Below are 18,441 nucleotides of genomic sequence, written 5' to 3'. Positions count from 1 at the left end.
ACATAGGTCATGGCAGAGCAAATTCAACAACTGGAAGCAGGAAACATCAAGATTTCCAACGATGTCGTAGGAAAAATTGCCGGGATGGCCGCATTAGAGACACCAGGCATTGCTGCAATGTCAGGCGGCTTATCGGAAGGCTGGGCCAAAAGGCTGAGCGGTAAAAATGTGCAAAAGGGCGTATCAGTGGAGGTTGGACAACTGGAAGCTGCCATTGATCTACGTATTATCGTGCTCTACGAAACACCTATTCATGAGGTGTCCCGAATTCTTCAGCAAAATGTGCGAGAAGCCGTCGAAAGCATGACGGGGTTGCGGGTCGTGGAAGTGAACGTAAAAGTGGAAGGTGTCGCGTTCAAGGACGACGCAGTGTAATAGAACCACTGCATGCTAATGGACATTTTTTCACCAATGGTATAGATGCCGGGAATTCCGTGCGATAATCCGCATAAGACACGAAAACTGGTGGTTATAAAACGCCAGTTTTCGTTTTGTGAATCTGCTGGTTAACATTTTGCAGACGGACCTGTAGTTATATACATATACAAAAAAAGAACTTCCAATGCCACCGTGATTAGTGGTCATATGGAAGTTCTTTTTTTAGCGGTAACGGTTGGTTCTACGAGTTTGAAAGCGAGTGGGAACTTCATTACGAACAGTCACCCCTGTGGTGCGTTCTTGCACTGCTTGTTTGGTGTTCTCACGAGAAATACTGAGCATGATGCCCATAGAAAACATCATGACAAGCAGGGAGGAACCACCAAAGCTAATAAACGGAAGAGTTACGCCAGTGATTGGAATCGTTTGGGTTACCCCGCCGATATTAATGAAGGCCTGAATGGCGATCAAACCCATGATGCCAGTGCCCACCAACGTTCCGAACGGATCATGGCAACGCAGAGCAATGATCATGCCTCGCCAAATGAAATACAAATATAGCATTAGGAAAATGGCTGTTCCGATAAATCCGAATTCTTCACCAATAACTGAAAAGATAAAATCATTAAACGAATTGGGCAGATAATGAAGCTTGATAATGCCTTTACCAAATCCCGATCCGTTTAAGCCGCCTTCGCCAATTGCTTGGAGGGACTGCACCAGATTGTATCCTGTGCCTTGTCTATACTTCTCGGGATTAAGAAAGGCTTGAAAGCGTCCGATTTTATAATCTTGCTTGGCAGCAGTAGCTTGTCCATTTGCGCTGTCGGAATCTCCTCCAAACAACGATCCAATACCAAATACGATGGAAGCGCCTAGCACGAGCAGGATGATTGATGCTGTAATGTGTTTGACGCTGGCCCCCCCGGCATAAATAATCAGGCCGCTGGTGGCTACCAAAATAAAGCAGGAGCCTAAATCCGGTTGAAGCATGATGAGTCCTGCGACAGAGCCTACAATGACAGTTACAGGTATGTAGCCAGTCCGCAAATCTCTAAATCGATCTCCTTTTTTGACAATCAGTGCGGATAAGTAAAGGATGATGGATATCTTTGCGAGTTCTGTTGGCTGGAAGCCAATACTACCAAATCTGAGCCAGCTTTTTGCACCATTCAGAGAGCCTGTAAAAAGTACGATGATTAGCAGTAATATGGTTATGAAAAATAAAGGTACAAAAAGTTTTTTATATTTTTCCATCTTAATATTCATAGCTACCAACATAATAAAAAGTCCAAGTATAGCAAATGCGGACTGGCGCTTTACAAAATATAAAGAGTCAAAATTGTATTCTTTATTCAGCAGAGCTACGCTGGAGCTGGAGCTAAATACCATGATTACACCGAATCCAACCAGCAACAAAGTGAGGATCAGCAATTGGAAATCCGGTGTCCCTCTTCTTCGAGTCTCCGGCTTCGTATTTCTCATATCAGCTTCCCCCGGTATTCGCCGCAAGGTATATTCCTCGCAGACGTTTATCATTTTATCGTTTATCCATTTTATCATAGTATGTTTGATAGGCTTCTGCAACCATCTGGAGCAACAGATATCACAACAATTCCATATCTGCTACAATAGGATAAAAATAAAGACTTGAGAGAAACGGCGCGTATGGGGTAAAGCTGCATGATTTATCGGAAGCTGTCCCGATGTTTTAAAAGGAGAGGTGGAACATAATGACACAACAGGCGATGGACCAAACCTGGTTTAATCAATTACAACAAAACATGGTGGAGTGGCGTAGACATTTACATAAGAATCCCGAAATTTCTTTTCAGGAAAGTAAAACTGCCGCTTTTGTAGCGGATAAGCTAGAGAGCTGGGGATTAGATGTTCGCCGACAGGTAGGGGGACACGGTGTTGTAGGTACCATTCGTGGTGCCAAACCTGGACCTGTGGTTATGTTACGCGCCGATATGGACGCTCTTCCTATTCAGGATGAAAAGGAATGTGAATATCGCTCCAGTGTGGATGGGGCCATGCATGCTTGCGGACATGACGGACATACGTCTGTTTTGCTTGGGACAGCATACTATTACAGTCTGAACCGTGATGAGCTGGAGGGAGAAATCCGGTTTTTGTTCCAGCCTGCGGAGGAATTGCTGCCTGGGGGTGCGGTTAATGTCATCAAAGATGGCGTACTGGAAGGTGTGGATGTTATTTATGGCATCCATTTATGGACACCCTTCTCGGTCGGGACCGCTGCGAGTTGTGCAGGGCCGTTGATGGCGGCTGCCGACGATTTTTATATTGAAATTGCAGGTAAGGGTGGGCATGGCGGTATGCCCCAGTCCACTAATGATAGTGTGGTGGCAGGCTCAGCTCTTGTTATGCAACTGCAGAGTATCGTAAGCCGTTCAGTCGACCCGTTAAAGCCTGCTGTGTTGACGGTGGGAACCATCCAAGGGGGCTCTGCGCAAAATATAATTGCAGAAACCTGCCGCTTGAGTGGAACCATTCGTACGTTTGATGAGCAGACCCGGACGGTCATGAAAGAGCGATTGCATGAGGTAACTGAGCTTACAGCAGCAACATACGGGACATCAGCAAAAATTCGTTACATTATGGGATACCCGCCAGTTGTTAATGATGCCCAGGAAGCATCCCGCTTTTTTAAGGAAGCAAAGCCTGTGTTCGGCAAGGGGAATGTACAGGAAGCGCCAAAGTTGATGCCTGCCGAAGATTTTGCGTATTATTTGGAACGTGTGCCAGGTTGTTTTATGTTCGTCGGGGCGGGTAATCCGACCAAAGGAGCAATTTATCCGCATCACCATCCAAAATTTGATTTTGATGAGGATGCCATGATCAACGCAGTTCGTCTGTTTATTGCCATGTCTACCGGATATGTTGCTGGACGAAAAGAAGGGGCAATTAACGGCTAATACGAGCTAAATTGGGAAGGGTCCAATCTGGAGTATGAGCTGAATGAAATGGGGTACCCTACTCTTGAAAAGGAGGGAGTACCCATGAAAAAGGTTCAGGAAGTTATGACTAAAAAATGTGTAACGGTTACCCCGCAGGACAATATTTACGAAATAGCGGTCAAAATGAAAGACAATGATACTGGTTTTATCCCAGTTGTGGAAAGCGAAGGCAGTGATAAGTTGATCGGTGTGGTAACAGACCGTGACCTTGTGATTCGCGGCTACGCAGCTAAAAATTCTGGTTCTGGTTCGGTGGATACGGTAATGACAACAGGTATTCGTACAGCCAGTGCTGACATGTCAGTGGACCAAGCAGCTGAACTGATGGCAGAACAGCAAATCCGTCGTTTGCCCGTGACGGAAGGAGACCGTCTGATCGGGATTGTTTCGATTGGGGATTTAGCGGTTCGTAATATTTTTGCAGACAACGCTGGAGAGGCGCTTAGCCAAATTTCCGAGCAGGTTCACTAGAAGGATAATATAGCAGGTATCAGTTTGGGACGGTCATTATCCCGAGCTTCTGATCAGGAGTTCAACCCGAGTGTGGGTTGGACTCCTTGCTATTCCGGTTGATATGCGAATAAACGGATAAGCTATTTATTATAGAACTTTTGAGTGTCAGGAGGTAGTCATGAACCCAGATCATCCTTGTATTGTACAACGTGATTTTACCGTTCTGCTGGAAATGGGTTTGCCCGATTCGGAATGGGCCCGTTCACAGTTGCAGGTTTATGCAGAGCTGGTAAAAAGTCCGTCCGCTTTTCATACATATCACATCACTCCATTGTCGCTCTGGAATGCGGCCGCTCTCGGGTGGGGTGCTGAGGACATTCAAAATAGTTTGCACGCTATGTCCCGTTGGGATATTCCGCGTGATTTGTTGAGAGATATTGAACAGCTTGTATCTCGTTACGGGACGTTGACGCTGTCACGAGCAAGTGCAAAAGAAGAACAAATTTACGGCACTGATACGATTGACGCGAATCGTGATGAGCATGAGTCAGACAGAGATACAAAGACGAGTAAAACCAACACATACACAATAGGGGATCACTTGATCTTGACGGCAGAGACCCCAGCTTTACTGGATGAGCTATTAAACAAGAAAGAGCTACAACAGCTTGGTTTGCTTCGCACCAATGAGACAAGTGCATCCGTACCGCCCGAAAATCGTGGCTTGCTCAAGCAGGAATTAACTCGCTTGGGATATCCTGTTGTGGATACGGCAGGTTATCTTGAGGGGAACCTACTTCGTTTTACCTTGGGAAAGGGACAAACGGAGTTGCAGCTTCGTGATTACCAGGTGAAAGCCGCTGATGCATTTGAAGGTGCAGACGGCTTAGGGGGGAGTGGTGTACTAGTGCTCCCATGTGGAGCTGGAAAAACAGTGATCGGTATGGCAGTGATGAATCGCCTTCAGTGTGAGGTGCTTATTTTAACTTCTAATACTATCTCCGTGCGGCAATGGATCGAAGAATTGAAGCAAAAGACGAATATTCCTGTCGATTCTATCGGGGAATACAGTGGTCAGAAAAAGGAGGTGCGACCGATAACGGTGGCAACCTACCAGATTTTGACGCATCGTCGCACCAAAGACGGAGAGTTTGAACATATGAAGCTACTGAGTGAGCGGAAGTGGGGACTCATTATATATGATGAGGTACATTTGCTGCCTGCGCCAGTATTTCGAGCGACGGCTGATATTCAGGCTACCCGTCGTTTGGGATTAACAGCTACGTTAGTTCGAGAGGACGGGTGTGAGCGGGATGTGTTCTCTTTAATTGGACCCAAACGGTACGATATGCCGTGGAAGGAACTGGAACGACAGGGCTGGATTGCTCAGGTCGATTGTGTAGAGCTGCGTTTGCCTATGACCGCTGACCTTTTGGAGCGAAGTATGCGCGCTGAAGGCAGACAGCAATACCGAATTGCAGCCGAAAATCCGGCTAAGCTGGAGGCAGTACGCAGTCTAATGGAGAAACACAAGGGTCTACCCACGCTTATTATTGGTCAATATTTAGACCAGTTACGTAAATTGGCTCAGGAGCTGGACGTTCCACTGATTACGGGATCCATGACTCAGAGTGAGCGGGTGCGTTGGTTCGATGCGTTTCGCAAGGGTAGTATTCAGACCCTATTGGTATCCAAGGTGGCGAACTTTGCGGTGGATTTGCCAGATGCAGCGGTGGCCATAGAGGTATCGGGTAGCTTTGGCTCCCGTCAGGAAGAGGCACAACGACTTGGCCGCATTTTACGACCAAAGCCAGGCGAGAATAAAGCTTATTTTTATGCATTAGTGACGGAGAATAGTAGGGAGACGGACTTTGCAGCACGTCGTCAGCTGTTTCTGATTGAGCAGGGCTATGAATATGCGGTTCGCAGGTTTGATAGGACAATGGCTAGCAGAAGCCAGGAGGATGGGACAGAAGATGGTGGAAAGAAAAAGGAGGCCTAATCAAGGATGGGCGTAACGAATACGCAAGGCAGCTGGAATGAGCTTTCAGCGGATGAACTGCTGGTGCTTAAACGATGCTTTATCCGACATGCTGCACAGCCTATGAGGGAAGAGGAGCCTGTGCAGCTTACCCAAGGTGCCTTAAGCGGAGTCGAAACAAAACTGGCACTGCATGGGCTTCGCACCCGGGGGTGGCTGGAGGCAGTTACCAAATCGTGGGGTGAGCGGATTTTATATATTCCGGTTGATCGACTACCCGCTCTGTACGATATGTTGTTAGAGCAAACTCCAATGAACGAGATACATACGGATCATCCGATAACGGTACATGAAGCAATGACTGGACTGGAGTCAGAGTTACTGCATGTGTTGTCACGTATTGCGATGCAGGGAATTCCTTTGACGGCCAAAGGAACCATACATAAGCGGTCATTGCAAAAGTTAAATGAACTGACCCCCTTTCGTCCGGAGGACCTGGAGGGACTAGGGTTACATTATGCGCATGCCGAGCTGTATCCAGTACAAACGGTGGTCATGATCGATTTACTACTCAGTTTGGGGCTTTTAGTGAAAGAAACTGTGTCTTTCCGTATTCAGGAAGCGGAACTGGCGATATGGATTCGTTTGTCTGCTGGGCAAATGCGCAAGCATATTTTTGCCACCCTCATGGAAAGGTACGGCAAGGCTGAAGCGCCCATACAGCATTTTCGCTATATGCTGTGTGCCGTCTCGCAGTATGTAGGTACGGATGGATGGGTATCTATTCAATGTCTGCTGCAATGGATGCTTCAGGTAGGCTTAATGCCGCAGAATCGTTTAAAGGGAAATGATTCTACGAACGGTACCCTTATAGACATTGTTCCTACAAACGCAACTCTCAATGGGCTTGCGGAGGAAACAGTATCTGATTTTAATTTCAATGGACCTTTTATGGAAGATATAAAGGGTTGGTTGAAGGCCCTGACGGCTTTTGGAATGGGGGATTGGGGTCAGACCACATCAGGTGAATTGTGTTTTCGCTGGAATGTCTCTGTGACAGATCTGCTTCGTCCCTATCATGGTGAGGATACACATCAAGAGCAAGGTGCCTTTTATGTGCAGCCTGATTTTGAAATATTAGTGCCGCCAGATGTCGCATATGATGTGCGCTGGCGATTGGAATGCTGCTGTGAACGTGTGACAGGAGACCGGATGGTAGTATATCGGATTACCAGAGAGAGTATTACAGAGGCAATCGAGCTGGGCATGGAGTCCAAGGCGATTCCTGCTCTTTTGGACAAGTACAGTCGGACAGGGGTGCCAGAACATGTACGGCTGGCAGTAGAGCAGTGGGCAGGCGATGTCGGACGAACGGCTTTTGCGACGGTAACACTTTTGCGATGCGGTACTCAGGATGATGCGGACATAGTTGCGCGTCATCCTGCACTGGAAGGATCACTGGAGCGACTCGGTGACAAAGATTTTATTATCCCGGTGCGCTCTGCTGACAAAATAAGAAAAGCGCTCGCTGCAATTGGATTAAGTCCGCGTCTTGAGCCAAAAGGTGCGGATGAGCCAGCTCATCATTATCCACTTTTGACGGAGATAGAGAACCTAGAAGCAGGCCGTTCCCTATTTTCACAAGAGGGAAGAGCTGGTCTGGTTTACACAGGGCGTACGTTGCATTTCTATGAACAAGAGCACACCCTGCCTGATCCGTCTGACTATTTTCCAGAAAGATCTACAGTACCCTCTTCATGGACAAAAGAATGGAGGAGTTACCATACGTCCACTTCCAGGCAGTTGATGGAGCAAGCGATCCGTTGGCAGGCGGCGGTGGGATTGCGTATCAGCGGGAAAGAGGTTAAATGGATACCGGAATCAGTGGTTTCTGGCGATCCCTGGAGTGTCACAGGCTGGTACGCCTCAGGAATGGATGAGGAAACACCTTCTCGTGCGACCTTGCAGCCAAGGGATTGGTCCGAGATGAGGCTGTTGGTTCCTTTTACATAGTCGTGTCAGGAAGTGCATGAAACTCCTTCTTCTCAAAAGAAGGATGTGGTATGATAAATGAGTCTACTTTTATTGGGTAGAACTTTATATAAAGTGAGATGACATTCATGAGCGTAGCCGAATTGAACACGGTCAATATGGCAGAAGTGCTTATTAACGCCTATGAATTGGGCGATATGGTCAACCGGTCCTTTGAGGTATCGGATTATTTATATTGGAAGCAGCGTGTGGAATTGAATCCGTCTATTCAGGCGTGTGTACGCAAGCTGGATGCCAAAAAGGAGCTTTTCGCTGAAACGGAGCGTTTTGGGCATTTTCATCCCAACTATCATGAAGCGAAGGACGCGGTGCAGGTCGTTGAACTGGAGCTAGAACAATTTGAGGCTGTTAAGGAGTTCAAACGGGCCGAAAAGGCGCTGGATGATATGCTTCATGCCATGTCTGAAACGATTGCATATTCCGTGTCCGAGACCATTAAGGTGCCGAGCAACGATCCGAATGTGAAAAAGGGCGGATGCGGCAGCGGAGGAAAATGCTCCTGCGGATAGGCCATAGGAATGATACGGAGGGGAGATGAAGCGAATGTTTGCCGAGCGGACAGGGTACATCATTTGGGTAAGCGATATCAAGGCTGCCCGCAATCTGGAGAAATACGGAAATGTCCACTATATTTCAAAGCGTATGCATTATGTAGTTATTTATATGAATGCGGATCGGGCAGAGGACACCGTTAAAAATATTCGCAGACTTTCCTATGTACGTAAGGTTGAGCGCTCTTTCCGAAATGAGATTAGGACGGAGTACAACGACGATAAGGAAAAGATGAAAGAATATGAAATATAAGCTTTGATTGTCTATACATTCAGAATTCTTAAAAAAGGTCAGCCTACGGGCTGGCTTTTTTTTGTGAAGCCAGGACTTTTGCATACTAATCTTAATGCTGTTAGACCTAAAAAATCTTTAAAAAACACCCATAAACTTCAATTTTGTAACTTGTAGTCCCGGGTCTGTTGAGGTAACATATGAATATATTGGTAGATATAAAGACCTATCTGGTGGGGAGAGTGATCCCGTGCGTGACAAGGCAATGCAGCGATGGAGTACATACGAACCGTTCTACGTGGAGATGGGCGATAAGAAAGTCGCCGATATCGTGATTACAAATCATGCGAAAACACGTTATTTAGATCGGGTAGAGCAGAAACAGTCCGAGACGAATCATATCGCCGCCTGGCTTTGGGAGTGCCTGAAGCAAAACAGGATGGAGTCCTACTATCATAATGAAGAGGATGTATATTTAATTGATGGTGATCTGGTCGTTGTCGCCGAATTTGGTGAGTTGCCAGGTGAGATGGACATTGCGGGAAATCCGCTTCATAAGATGATTATCATTACCTTTTTGGGTCGGATGTCAGAGACTATCGAATTGAGGGACTTAAAATCTTACTATTCATGGCTGCGCCATTCGCGGCGCATGACACTGATGAAAAGCACTCGTAAGCAAAAATAGACGGTGATTTGGCGAACGGTTCCATTAGAAACCGCGCTCATTGACACCGTCGAGTTTGAGTAGAAGTATGCAGTTATCAGCTGCATGCTTTTTTATTTTGCAAGCATATACTCCTCATTTCGGTAAGTTTACTCGGAAATTGTTCGCAGACGTTTTTCTTATGCTAAAATAAGGAGATCAGAGGGGAGAGGGCTGTCAATATGAACTTTCATCAGCTGCACATTTTTTATACCGTAGCGGAGCGCGGAAGCTTCTCGGCGGCGGCGCAAGCGCTGCATATGACGCAACCTGCGGTGACGATGCAAATTCAATCTTTGGAAGATTATTTTGGCACGAAGCTACTGCACCGATCGACTAAAAAAATTGAGCTTTCGGAGGCAGGAGCGACATTACTTCCTTTTGCAAAAAGAAGTATGCAACTGATCAGGGAAGCTGACGAGGCAATGTCTGCTTTTACTCACATGCTGGAGGGAAGATTGCATATTGGCGCCAGCCTAACGATTGGTGAATATATTGTGCCAAGAATGTTGGGCCCGTTTGGTCAGGAGTACCCTCACATACGCATGGCAATGAATGTAATGAATACGACTCAAATTATGGATGATATACTAAAGCATCAGTTGAATTTAGGGCTGATTGAGGCCCCGGTACAACACCCGGATATTGTGGTGGAATCTGTGATGCAGGACGAACTGAAGCTGATTGTTCCTTCGGGGCATGTGTTAGCCAAGGCCAAAAAAGTAGTTTTAGAAGATGTATTCAAGCATCCTTTTGTAGCTAGAGAAAAAGGTTCTGGTACACGACAAGTCATAGAAGATGGGCTCAAAAATCGTGGTGCGGATGCCTCTCGACTTGATATTGTAATGGAGATGGGCAGCACTGGAGCGGTCAAATCAGCGGTAGAGGCAGGACTGGGGATTACCATGCTGTCACCTTCTTCAGTCAAACACGAGGTTGCGCTCGGGTTGTTGAAAATTGTAAATATTTCAGATATTACCTTCAAACGAGAGTTTTATGCGATTCATCTGAAATCAGCTTTGTTGCCAATCCCGGTAGTAACTTTTTTATCTTACTTGCGTCGTCATGATCAGGGATTGGACGTATTCGAGGACTCGCAGGACAAACTTGTAGTGATGAAAGAGGAGGAGCAATTGCGTAATGAAGGAACAGATTAATTCACAACGATATGATCTACATACACACACCCAAGCATCTGACGGTATGCAATCACCTGCTGATAATGTGCGCTGGGCGAAGGAAAAAGGGTTGGCCGGTGTGGCTATTACAGATCATGATACGGTGGCCGGTTTGGAGGAAGCCTTGGAGGAGGGAAGACGCATTGGAATGACCGTGGTGCCGGGTGTGGAAATCAGTACACGTGCTGGTGGCAAAGATATTCATATATTAGGTTATTTTATGGATTACCGTAATAAAATATTTTTGGAACGGTTGGAAAAGCTGAGACAGGCGCGGGATACCCGTAATGATTTGATTTTGAGTCGATTGCGTAGCTTGGGCCTGGAAATCACACTAGATGAGGTGGTGGTTACAATGGGCAGACCACTAGCGCCAGATGAAAGCATTGGACGTCCGCATATGGCAGATACCCTGGTTCAAAAAGGTTACGCGAAGGACATGCGTGATGCGTTTGACCGTTACTTGGCAGAAGGTGCGCCCGGATACGTATCTGTACCCCGTGTAGAGCCTGCGGAGGCTATAAGCTGGATTCGTGAAGCAGGAGGAGTGCCTGTAGTGGCCCACCCTGGCTTGTATGGAAATGATGAACTGGTGCGCTCCATAATAGAGGCAGCGAAGCCTGTAGGGTTGGAGGTGAGCCATTCAGACCATGATGCTGAGGCTGAGAGCCGATATACTGCAATGGCGCTGCACTATGGGCTTATCGCAACGGGCGGCTCGGATTTTCACGGTGCACGCCAAGGTGTGATTTTCCACGGTGATCTGGGTAGCCGTAGTGTGGATGGTCAGATTGTCGAGGAATTGAGAAAGGCTGCTGTTGGACAAAAGTAAATGAGAAAAAGCCCCTTGCCTACCGCATGGAACACTAGAAGTGTACGTGCAACGGGCAAAGGGTTTTTTTGTAGATTCCATATGCTGGTGGAACTTAGCCGTTTTTGATGCGGTTCGGCAGCTTTTTGACCAGTTCCTCATCAGGTGTGATAAAGAGCGTACGCTGATGATCGTAGATGACAAAGCCGGGCTTCGCACCGCTTGGCTTGCGTACATACCGAATCAAGGTGGCGTCTACAGGTACGCTGCTAGACTGCTTGGCTTGGCTGAAATAGGCAGCCAGTTGAGCAGCTTCCTCCAACGTTGCGTCTCCGAATTTCTCGGCACGAATAACGACGTGTGACCCTGGAATATCCTTTGTATGCAGCCACGTGTCATTGGGTCCGGCCAGTCGGTTGGTCACATATTCATTCTGCAAGTTATTTTTGCCGACCAGCAGCTCGATGCCTTCGGATGATGTATATACGTGCAAGGTCGGGCGGTCATTTTTCTTCTTTTTCTTTCCTTTTTTAACCCGATCTCTGAGATAGCCCTGCTGAACCAGCTCTTCACGTATTTCCTCAATGTCGTTAATAGAGGCATGGGCTAGCTGCTGAAGAAGATTGTCCATATAACGAATTTCTTCGTGTGTTTTTGCTAGTTGTTCGTCAATGACAGCCAGGCTGTTTTTATATTTGTTATACTTTTTAAAATAACGTTGTGCATTATCTGAAGGATTGAGTAGCGGGTCCAATGGAATGCTGATCGCACCCTGTTCCTCGTCATAAAAGTTAGTGAGTGTTACTTCCTTGTCTCCCTTTTTTACCTCATGCAGTGAAGCAAATAGCAGCTCTCCGTAAATCCGAAATTGATCGGCATCTTCCGCTTCGGCCAAATCCTGATGGAGATGATCGAGTTTTTTTACGTTTTTGCTCCGCTCGTTTTGGAGAAACCGTAGTAGGTCGCTAACCTTTTGCTTAACCGTGTCCCTTTCTGCTTTTTCACCGAAAAAGTCCTCCATACACTCACTGATAGTAGCGTATTCCTTACGTTCTCCTTCGATCAGCGTCAGTGGAATGGCTGAAAATATTACTTTATCTTGTGCGTTCAGTCCAGATACTGGCTGAAAACGATGATTCCGCACGTCATCCATAATGTCACTGAATGTCCTCCACAGTCGGCGATCCTTGTCACCAGATGCTTCTTCGTTAGATGCTCGGATTAGTATCTCTTCAGCAATAAGGGGACTAAGTCCGGTAAAAGTGTTCACGAGCCAGCGTTTGGGAGCTTCTTCGGCCTCAAGGGCTGCTTGATACGAGGAGATGAAGGCTGCTTCTTCGACTTCTAGTGGATTCAGCTTATTTTGTTCAGGAGGCTCTGTGTATTGAAAGCCTGGCATAACGACCCGATAGCTGCTGATAGAGGGTGTGACATGATGAATGCCATCCAGCATCATACCTGTTTCCGGGTCAAGCAAAATAATATTGCTATGTCTACCCATCACTTCAATAATAATGCGCTTCAATGAAATATCCCCCAGCTCATCACGCTGACGTATATCCATATGAATAATGCGCTCCATGCCCACCTGCGTGATGTTCTCAATAATGCCTCCTTCGCAATGTTTGCGAAGAAGCATACAAAACATGGGAGCTTCTGTCGGATTGAGAAAGCTTTGCTCTGTAAAATGTACGCGCGGAAATGTCGGATTAGCCGACAGCAACAGCTTTATACTCCCGCCTTGTGCCCGCAGGTTCAGCACGATATCGCGTTCGTTTGGCTGATGTATTTTATTAATGCGCCCGCCCCGGATGGCTTGCAGTTCGTGTACGATAGCGCGGGTTACGATTCCGTCCAATGCCATAATGTATGTTCTCCTTTGAAGCAAATGTATTTTCGCCTTCCTCCTATGATACATAACTTTGGGACAAAACTTAAGCGGCTTTGTGATATTTCGAGTCCTGTCCGAATAGATTGAATCAAGAAAGTCTGTCCAGCATATCAGCAATCGTGGCACAAAAATAGAATAACGGGCAGCCATCCTACGCACAACCGACGGAAACGGACTATCTGACCGGGAGGGAATTGGGGAGAATGGAACAAGCACACTGGCACCAATTAAGCAATGAGCAGCTTTCAACTAGTCTGGAAGTCGACCCGAAGCAGGGTCTTTCGGAGGAACAGATTGCGGAACGAAGAGAAAGGACGGGTTGGAATGAGCTGAGCGAGGGCAAGCGTGTTTCGGCAATTTTGCTGCTGCTCAACCAGTTCAAGGATTTTATGATGCTTGTATTGATGGGAGCGACCCTGATCTCTGGCCTACTCGGCGAGTATCTGGATGCGATTACCATTATTGCTATCGTTGTGCTAAATGGAATTCTCGGCTTTGTGCAGGAATTCAGAGCTGAACGTTCATTGCGAGCTTTAAGACAGCTTTCGGCTCCAACCGCCAAGGTGCTGCGAGGCGGCAAACGAATACATGTTCAGGCCAGAGAACTGGTGCCGGGCGATATCGTGCTGCTGGAAAGTGGTGATCGTATCCCTGCAGATGTAAGGTGGTTGAGTACAAATGGCTGTGATGTTGAGGAGTCTGCCCTGACAGGTGAATCGGTTCCGGTGAGTAAGCATTCCCGTCCTATTCATGCCGCCGAAGTACCTCTTGGGGACCAAAAGAACATCGGTTTTATGGGCACCATGATGACCAGAGGCACCGCACAAGGCGTGGTCATTCGCACAGGCATGAGTACCGAAATGGGAAAGATCGCAGACTTGATCGAAAATACGGAGTCGCAGGAGACACCGTTACAGCACAGACTGGAACAGTTGGGCAAAATTTTGATTATTGTGGCGTTAGCGCTAACCGTGCTCGTGGTCGTAGCGGGTATTTTGCATGGTCAGCCAGCCATGAGCATGTTTTTGGCCGGCGTGAGCTTGGCTGTGGCAGCTATACCAGAAGGATTGCCCGCGATTGTAACCATTGCACTCGCTTTGGGTGTACAGCGTATGATCAAACGCAAGGCCATTGTGCGCAAGCTGCCTTCCGTTGAGACGCTCGGCTGTGCGTCTGTCATTTGCTCTGACAAAACGGGCACACTGACCCAAAATAAAATGACAGTCACCAAGCTGTGGCTGGATGGTCGTTTCTGGGGAGTTACCGGGGAAGGTTATGATCCACACGGTCATATTATGGACAGGGATCTTCCGGCCGACCTAAAAAACGGACAATCCTTGCGTAGATTGCTGCAAGCTAGTGTACTTTGTAATAATGCGGAGATTGTTCAAGCTGACATAGATGAGCTGCGTTCAAAAAAGAAAACCAAAGAGCCGACGCCTTCCGCTGTTTGGGAGCTGAAAGGTGATCCGACAGAAGGAGCGCTGGTCACGTTAGCTGCCAAAGGCGGAGTCACGCGACAAGGGCTATACGAACTGTACACACGGGAGCGAGAATTTCCTTTTGACTCAGATCGGAAGCGGATGTCGGTACTCGTACGCCACCAGGGAGGACATATTGTATTTGCCAAAGGAGCGCCAGACGTGCTACTGGGTCAGTGCTCTTACATTTTATGGGAAGGGAATGTCGTTCCGTTAACGGGTACGCTGCGCCAAAAGGTATTGGCAGCCAATGAAGGTATGGCATCGGAGGCGCTGCGTGTACTTGGCGTCGCTTACCGTGATATCCGCTCGCATGAGCGTGTCTCTACAGTTGAGGAGGCTGAAACACAGCTGATTTTTATCGGCCTGACCGGCATGATTGATCCGCCACGCCGCGAGGTTCGCGAGGCCATTGGCAAGTGCCGTCGTGCCGGCATTCGCACGGTGATGATTACGGGCGATCATGGTACAACTGCGGAGGCCATTGCACAGCAGCTGGGCATTCTCCAACGCGGCTCAAATGTATTGACAGGACAGCAACTGTCTCTCATGGATGATGCGGCGTTGGATAACGTTGTTGATACCGTCTCTGTGTATGCGCGGGTGTCGCCGGAACACAAGCTGAGAATCGTCAAGTCGCTGCAAAGACGCGGACATGTCGTAGCTATGACCGGAGATGGCGTCAATGACGCACCTGCGATCAAGGCATCGGATATCGGTATTGCCATGGGCATTACAGGAACAGACGTGACCAAAGAAGCAGCTGCACTTGTACTGAGTGACGATAATTTCTCAACAATTGTAGCGGCAATTGAGGAAGGACGAAATATTTACGAGAACATCCGTAAATTCATTCGTTATCTACTCGCCTCCAATGTTGGCGAAATTTTGACGATGTTCTTTGCCATGATGGCTGGGCTGCCGCTACCTTTGTTACCCATTCAGATTTTGTGGGTGAACCTGGTAACTGACGGTTTGCCAGCGATGGCTCTGGGTGTGGATCAGCCGGAAAAGGATCTTATGGAGCATAAGCCTCGTGGCGCAAAGGAAAATATTTTTGCACGTCGACTGGGCTGGAAAATTATTAGTCGCGGTCTGTTGATTGGCTTATGTACACTTGCGGCCTTTTGGTTGACATTACGGATTGCTCCGAATGATGCAGGGCAATTGATCAAAGCGCAGTCGGTTGCATTTGCTACGTTAGTGCTGGCGCAGTTAATTCATGTATTTGATTGCCGCAGCTCCCGCTCCGTTTTCCATCGTAATCCGTTTCAAAATAGTTATCTCGTGCTTGCCGTACTGTCCTCCATTGTACTGATGCTGGTTGTAATGTATGTGCCTGTGCTGCAGCCTATTTTCAAAACGGTACCCCTTGGTTTACGTGAATGGGCACTATCTATTGTCGCAGCTGGAATTCCTACGTTCCTAATGGGAGCGGGAAGTGTATGGGGCGGTCGACGTAACCGTCGTCACGGCGGAAATACACGATTTTCAGCGGGACGTACAAAGTTCTCAGCCTAGAATTCGGGTCTTGCATATCGCATCGCTTTCCCGCTTTTGCCCTGTATGATATTATGGGATCAAAGCTTCAAGAGGAGCATGAGATCAGCAGCAACGGCGGGGGGAAGCTATGGAATTCACTAAAATGAATGGTCTGGGTAATGATTTTATCGTTTGGTACGGGCATCAGGAATTGCCGTCTGACGCCTCGGAATTAGCTGTTCGGCTATGTGATCGACATTTTGGTATTGGCGCCGATGGATTGGTATATATATTGCCGTCTGAAAAAGCAGATTTTCGCATGCGCATCATTAACTCGGACGGCTCGGAGGCCGAGCAATGCGGTAACGCTATTCGTTGTGCTGCCAAATATGTGTATGACCGTAAGCATATCAACCGTGAACAGATCACAATTGAGACGCTGGGTGCAGGTGTGCAGCAGGTTGAACTGACTGTGGAAAACGGAACTGTACGAATGGTAAAGGTAGATATGGGAGAGCCGATTCTGGAAGGATTGAAAATTCCAACTACACTCGATTTGACTAACGTAATAGATGAGCCCATTGAAGCTGGAGGAAGTGGTTTTCGCTTTACGGCTGTTTCTATGGGAAATCCGCACTGTGTCATTTATGTTGAGGATGCGCCTAGCTTTGATCTGGAGGCCTGGGGGCCAAAGCTGGAGTGTCATCCATTGTTCCCTAAAAAAACAAATGTTGAGTTCGCCACGGTACGTAGTCGGAAGCATATAGATATGAGGGTATGGGAGAGGGGAGCAGGACCTACGCTAGCCTGTGGAACTGGAGCCTGTGCTACGCTTGTTGCTTCTGTACTAAATGGATACAGCGACCGCCGCGCCATGGTAAGCCTAAAGGGCGGCGATCTGGATATTGAATGGAGCGAGGATGATAATCACATTTATATGACAGGTCCGGCTGAGATTGTATTCGAAGGTCGTCTATTCTGAATTGATGTGAATGATAAGAATAGCCCGTAAATGACCTGAGAATATATAGAAGTGAAGGGGAAGAAGACCTGAGTAGGTCTTCTTTTTTTGTCCTTTTATGCCGCTGTTTACTGGGGAAATGGTGAACCAAGCGATATTCTGTCTTTTTTTGACGTCTGAACAATGTATAATATAGAAAATGAGAAAACGATAAGGAGGCCGTTCATAGTGCGGAAATTTCGTTGGATTTCAGCAGTTGCAGTCCTCATACTTGTAGCCACCGCGCTTCCGGTTCAAGCGGCGACTATTCCTGCTGCCACGGGAACGACGGACAAGCAGGTGGGCTCGCTAACTCCGACAGTCGTAAGCCGTTTAGAAAAAGCAGTACAAGAACTTATCGGTTCAAAAGCTGCATTTCAATTTGACGATGTAACGGATATGGGGAAAACCTGGATTGTCGAGGGTGAATTGGAAGACGGAACAGCTACGTTGCAGACAGAATATAATAAAGAGAAAAACAGAGTAGATTCTACAACTATACGATATAAAATAAGTAGTTTGGGAAAGGCGATGAACGCGCCACTCAAGGCAAAAGTATTAAACAGCGCCAAAGCGTTTGACAGCAAGCGTCCCTTACAATTTGAAGCATTCTGGCGGGTCAAATCCCCCTATCAGTCCAACAAGCCTTCGAATTACTGGGTATTCTGGGGGGCAGGAGAAAAAGCTTCCTCATTGTATGTTGATGTGGATCAAGGTAATGCTATTACCGTCAATGCGGACTATGCGCTGAGACAGGTGGACCCAGTATTATTGAACCGTGCAATGAACACATTTAAGCGAGTGAGTGGACAGCGAATCACAGTGCAGCATGCCTCACGCTACAAGGATGAGAAGAATGGGCTTTCTTATTGGTCGTTCGAGGATGCAAGTGAGGCGAATGAGGTCAAAATTGGAGCGGTAACTGGCAAAGTGCTGGCTGTATCCACCTCTGGGATGGACTGGAATGATGACGCAGATTTCAAAAAATCTTTTGCAAGTCCAAAATATACCGCCGCCGAAGCATTGAAGCTGGTCAAGCCTAAGGTTCAACTATTGTTCAATATCAATGTGTCCGGTTATAAAGTGAATGTTCAAGGAAATCAATATACGTTCTCCCAAAAGGGGACGGATTCTATTGTGGCTAAAGTAAATAAAAAAGGGACTTTTTACGAGTTTTCTCTCCATTCTTCTGATGGGAAAATGCTATGAAAATGTAGTGGTAAATAGAAAATGATAACTCAAGTTGCCTTACTCCTGGTATCAT

15 protein-coding genes are annotated in these 18,441 nt (G+C 47.2%); 13 read left to right on the top strand and 2 right to left on the bottom strand.

Annotation, left to right across the window (positions count from 1 at the left end; genetic code table 11):
- The first annotated feature begins 9 nt into the window (after positions 1-9).
- Positions 10-375 (top strand): Asp23/Gls24 family envelope stress response protein, encoded by a 366-nt coding sequence (locus tag HFE01_RS09135; RefSeq protein ID WP_013310912.1) that lies wholly within the window; start codon positions 10-12, stop codon positions 373-375.
- Positions 376-600: 225 nt separating this feature from the next.
- Here the strand turns inward: HFE01_RS09135 and ftsW are convergent, their stop codons facing one another.
- Positions 601-1,863 (bottom strand): putative lipid II flippase FtsW, encoded by a 1,263-nt coding sequence (gene ftsW, locus HFE01_RS09130; protein WP_016822369.1) that lies wholly within the window; start codon positions 1,861-1,863, stop codon positions 601-603.
- Positions 1,864-2,111: 248 nt separating this feature from the next.
- Here ftsW and HFE01_RS09125 point away from each other — a divergent pair, with 248 nt between their 5' ends.
- From HFE01_RS09125 to HFE01_RS09085, 9 genes are all read left to right on the top strand, one after another.
- Positions 2,112-3,317, top strand: coding sequence for a M20 family metallopeptidase (locus HFE01_RS09125; RefSeq protein ID WP_107733357.1), 1,206 nt, complete (start codon positions 2,112-2,114; stop codon positions 3,315-3,317).
- 84 nt (positions 3,318-3,401) lie between these two features.
- A complete protein-coding gene (locus HFE01_RS09120) occupies positions 3,402-3,830 on the top strand; it encodes a CBS domain-containing protein (RefSeq protein WP_013371865.1) in 429 nt (142 codons plus the stop codon).
- Between the two features lie 160 nt (positions 3,831-3,990).
- Positions 3,991-5,814 (top strand): DNA repair helicase XPB, encoded by a 1,824-nt coding sequence (locus HFE01_RS09115; protein ID WP_107733358.1) that lies wholly within the window; start codon positions 3,991-3,993, stop codon positions 5,812-5,814.
- Between the two features lie 6 nt (positions 5,815-5,820).
- On the top strand, positions 5,821-7,806 hold the full coding sequence (locus HFE01_RS09110; protein ID WP_107733359.1) for a helicase-associated domain-containing protein: 1,986 nt from the start codon (positions 5,821-5,823) through the stop codon (positions 7,804-7,806).
- Positions 7,807-7,913: 107 nt separating this feature from the next.
- On the top strand, positions 7,914-8,354 hold the full coding sequence (locus HFE01_RS09105) for a YlbF/YmcA family competence regulator (RefSeq protein WP_016822365.1): 441 nt from the start codon (positions 7,914-7,916) through the stop codon (positions 8,352-8,354).
- A 34-nt stretch (positions 8,355-8,388) separates the two neighbouring features.
- Positions 8,389-8,649, top strand: coding sequence for a YlbG family protein (locus tag HFE01_RS09100; RefSeq protein ID WP_017427798.1), 261 nt, complete (start codon positions 8,389-8,391; stop codon positions 8,647-8,649).
- A 229-nt stretch (positions 8,650-8,878) separates the two neighbouring features.
- The gene (locus tag HFE01_RS09095; protein ID WP_013371860.1) at positions 8,879-9,316 is read left to right on the top strand and encodes a hypothetical protein; all 438 of its coding nucleotides are present in this window, start codon (positions 8,879-8,881) and stop codon (positions 9,314-9,316) included.
- Positions 9,317-9,516: 200 nt separating this feature from the next.
- Positions 9,517-10,491, top strand: a complete 975-nt coding sequence (locus HFE01_RS09090) for a selenium metabolism-associated LysR family transcriptional regulator (RefSeq protein WP_016822363.1) — start codon at positions 9,517-9,519, stop codon at positions 10,489-10,491.
- A complete protein-coding gene (locus tag HFE01_RS09085; protein ID WP_107733360.1) occupies positions 10,475-11,344 on the top strand; it encodes a PHP domain-containing protein in 870 nt (289 codons plus the stop codon). The genes HFE01_RS09090 and HFE01_RS09085 overlap by 17 nt, the downstream gene beginning before the upstream one ends.
- Positions 11,345-11,438: 94 nt before the next feature.
- On the opposite strand, the gene HFE01_RS09080 is transcribed toward HFE01_RS09085, so the two are convergent.
- The gene (locus HFE01_RS09080; RefSeq protein ID WP_107733361.1) at positions 11,439-13,187 is read right to left on the bottom strand and encodes an Rqc2 family fibronectin-binding protein; all 1,749 of its coding nucleotides are present in this window, start codon (positions 13,185-13,187) and stop codon (positions 11,439-11,441) included.
- A gap of 230 nt (positions 13,188-13,417) precedes the next feature.
- Between HFE01_RS09080 and HFE01_RS09075 the strand changes: the two genes are divergently transcribed.
- The 3 genes from HFE01_RS09075 (at position 13,418) to HFE01_RS09065 (ending at position 18,386) form a co-directional block, all read left to right on the top strand.
- On the top strand, positions 13,418-16,216 hold the full coding sequence (locus HFE01_RS09075) for a calcium-translocating P-type ATPase, SERCA-type (RefSeq protein ID WP_107733362.1): 2,799 nt from the start codon (positions 13,418-13,420) through the stop codon (positions 16,214-16,216).
- 109 nt (positions 16,217-16,325) lie between these two features.
- Complete coding sequence (dapF, locus tag HFE01_RS09070) at positions 16,326-17,159, top strand: diaminopimelate epimerase (protein ID WP_016822359.1); 834 nt, start codon at positions 16,326-16,328, stop codon at positions 17,157-17,159.
- Between the two features lie 207 nt (positions 17,160-17,366).
- A complete protein-coding gene (locus HFE01_RS09065) occupies positions 17,367-18,386 on the top strand; it encodes a hypothetical protein (protein WP_031461721.1) in 1,020 nt (339 codons plus the stop codon).
- The last annotated feature ends 55 nt before the right edge of the window (positions 18,387-18,441 follow it).

The organism is Paenibacillus sp. EKM10P, from assembly GCF_011800655.1.
GTDB classification, from domain to species: Bacteria; Bacillota; Bacilli; order Paenibacillales; family Paenibacillaceae; genus Paenibacillus; species Paenibacillus polymyxa.
This window is presented reverse-complemented; position numbering and strand designations above follow the sequence as displayed.

Bases quoted from the DNA above. Each gene is read 5' to 3' on its own strand.
- HFE01_RS09125 (WP_107733357.1), top strand. From the start codon at position 2,112: ATGACACAACAGGCGATGGACCAAACCTGGTTTAATCAATTACAACAA.
- HFE01_RS09110 (WP_107733359.1), top strand. From the start codon at position 5,821: ATGGGCGTAACGAATACGCAAGGCAGCTGGAATGAGCTTTCAGCGGAT.
- HFE01_RS09090 (WP_016822363.1), top strand. From the start codon at position 9,517: ATGAACTTTCATCAGCTGCACATTTTTTATACCGTAGCGGAGCGCGGA.
- HFE01_RS09100 (WP_017427798.1), top strand. From the start codon at position 8,389: ATGTTTGCCGAGCGGACAGGGTACATCATTTGGGTAAGCGATATCAAG.
- HFE01_RS09115 (WP_107733358.1), top strand. From the start codon at position 3,991: ATGAACCCAGATCATCCTTGTATTGTACAACGTGATTTTACCGTTCTG.
- HFE01_RS09120 (WP_013371865.1), top strand. From the start codon at position 3,402: ATGAAAAAGGTTCAGGAAGTTATGACTAAAAAATGTGTAACGGTTACC.
- dapF (WP_016822359.1), top strand. From the start codon at position 16,326: ATGGAATTCACTAAAATGAATGGTCTGGGTAATGATTTTATCGTTTGG.
- HFE01_RS09135 (WP_013310912.1), top strand. From the start codon at position 10: ATGGCAGAGCAAATTCAACAACTGGAAGCAGGAAACATCAAGATTTCC.
- HFE01_RS09080 (WP_107733361.1), bottom strand. From the start codon at position 13,187: ATGGCATTGGACGGAATCGTAACCCGCGCTATCGTACACGAACTGCAA.
- HFE01_RS09085 (WP_107733360.1), top strand. From the start codon at position 10,475: ATGAAGGAACAGATTAATTCACAACGATATGATCTACATACACACACC.
- HFE01_RS09105 (WP_016822365.1), top strand. From the start codon at position 7,914: ATGAGCGTAGCCGAATTGAACACGGTCAATATGGCAGAAGTGCTTATT.
- HFE01_RS09075 (WP_107733362.1), top strand. From the start codon at position 13,418: ATGGAACAAGCACACTGGCACCAATTAAGCAATGAGCAGCTTTCAACT.
- ftsW (WP_016822369.1), bottom strand. From the start codon at position 1,863: ATGAGAAATACGAAGCCGGAGACTCGAAGAAGAGGGACACCGGATTTC.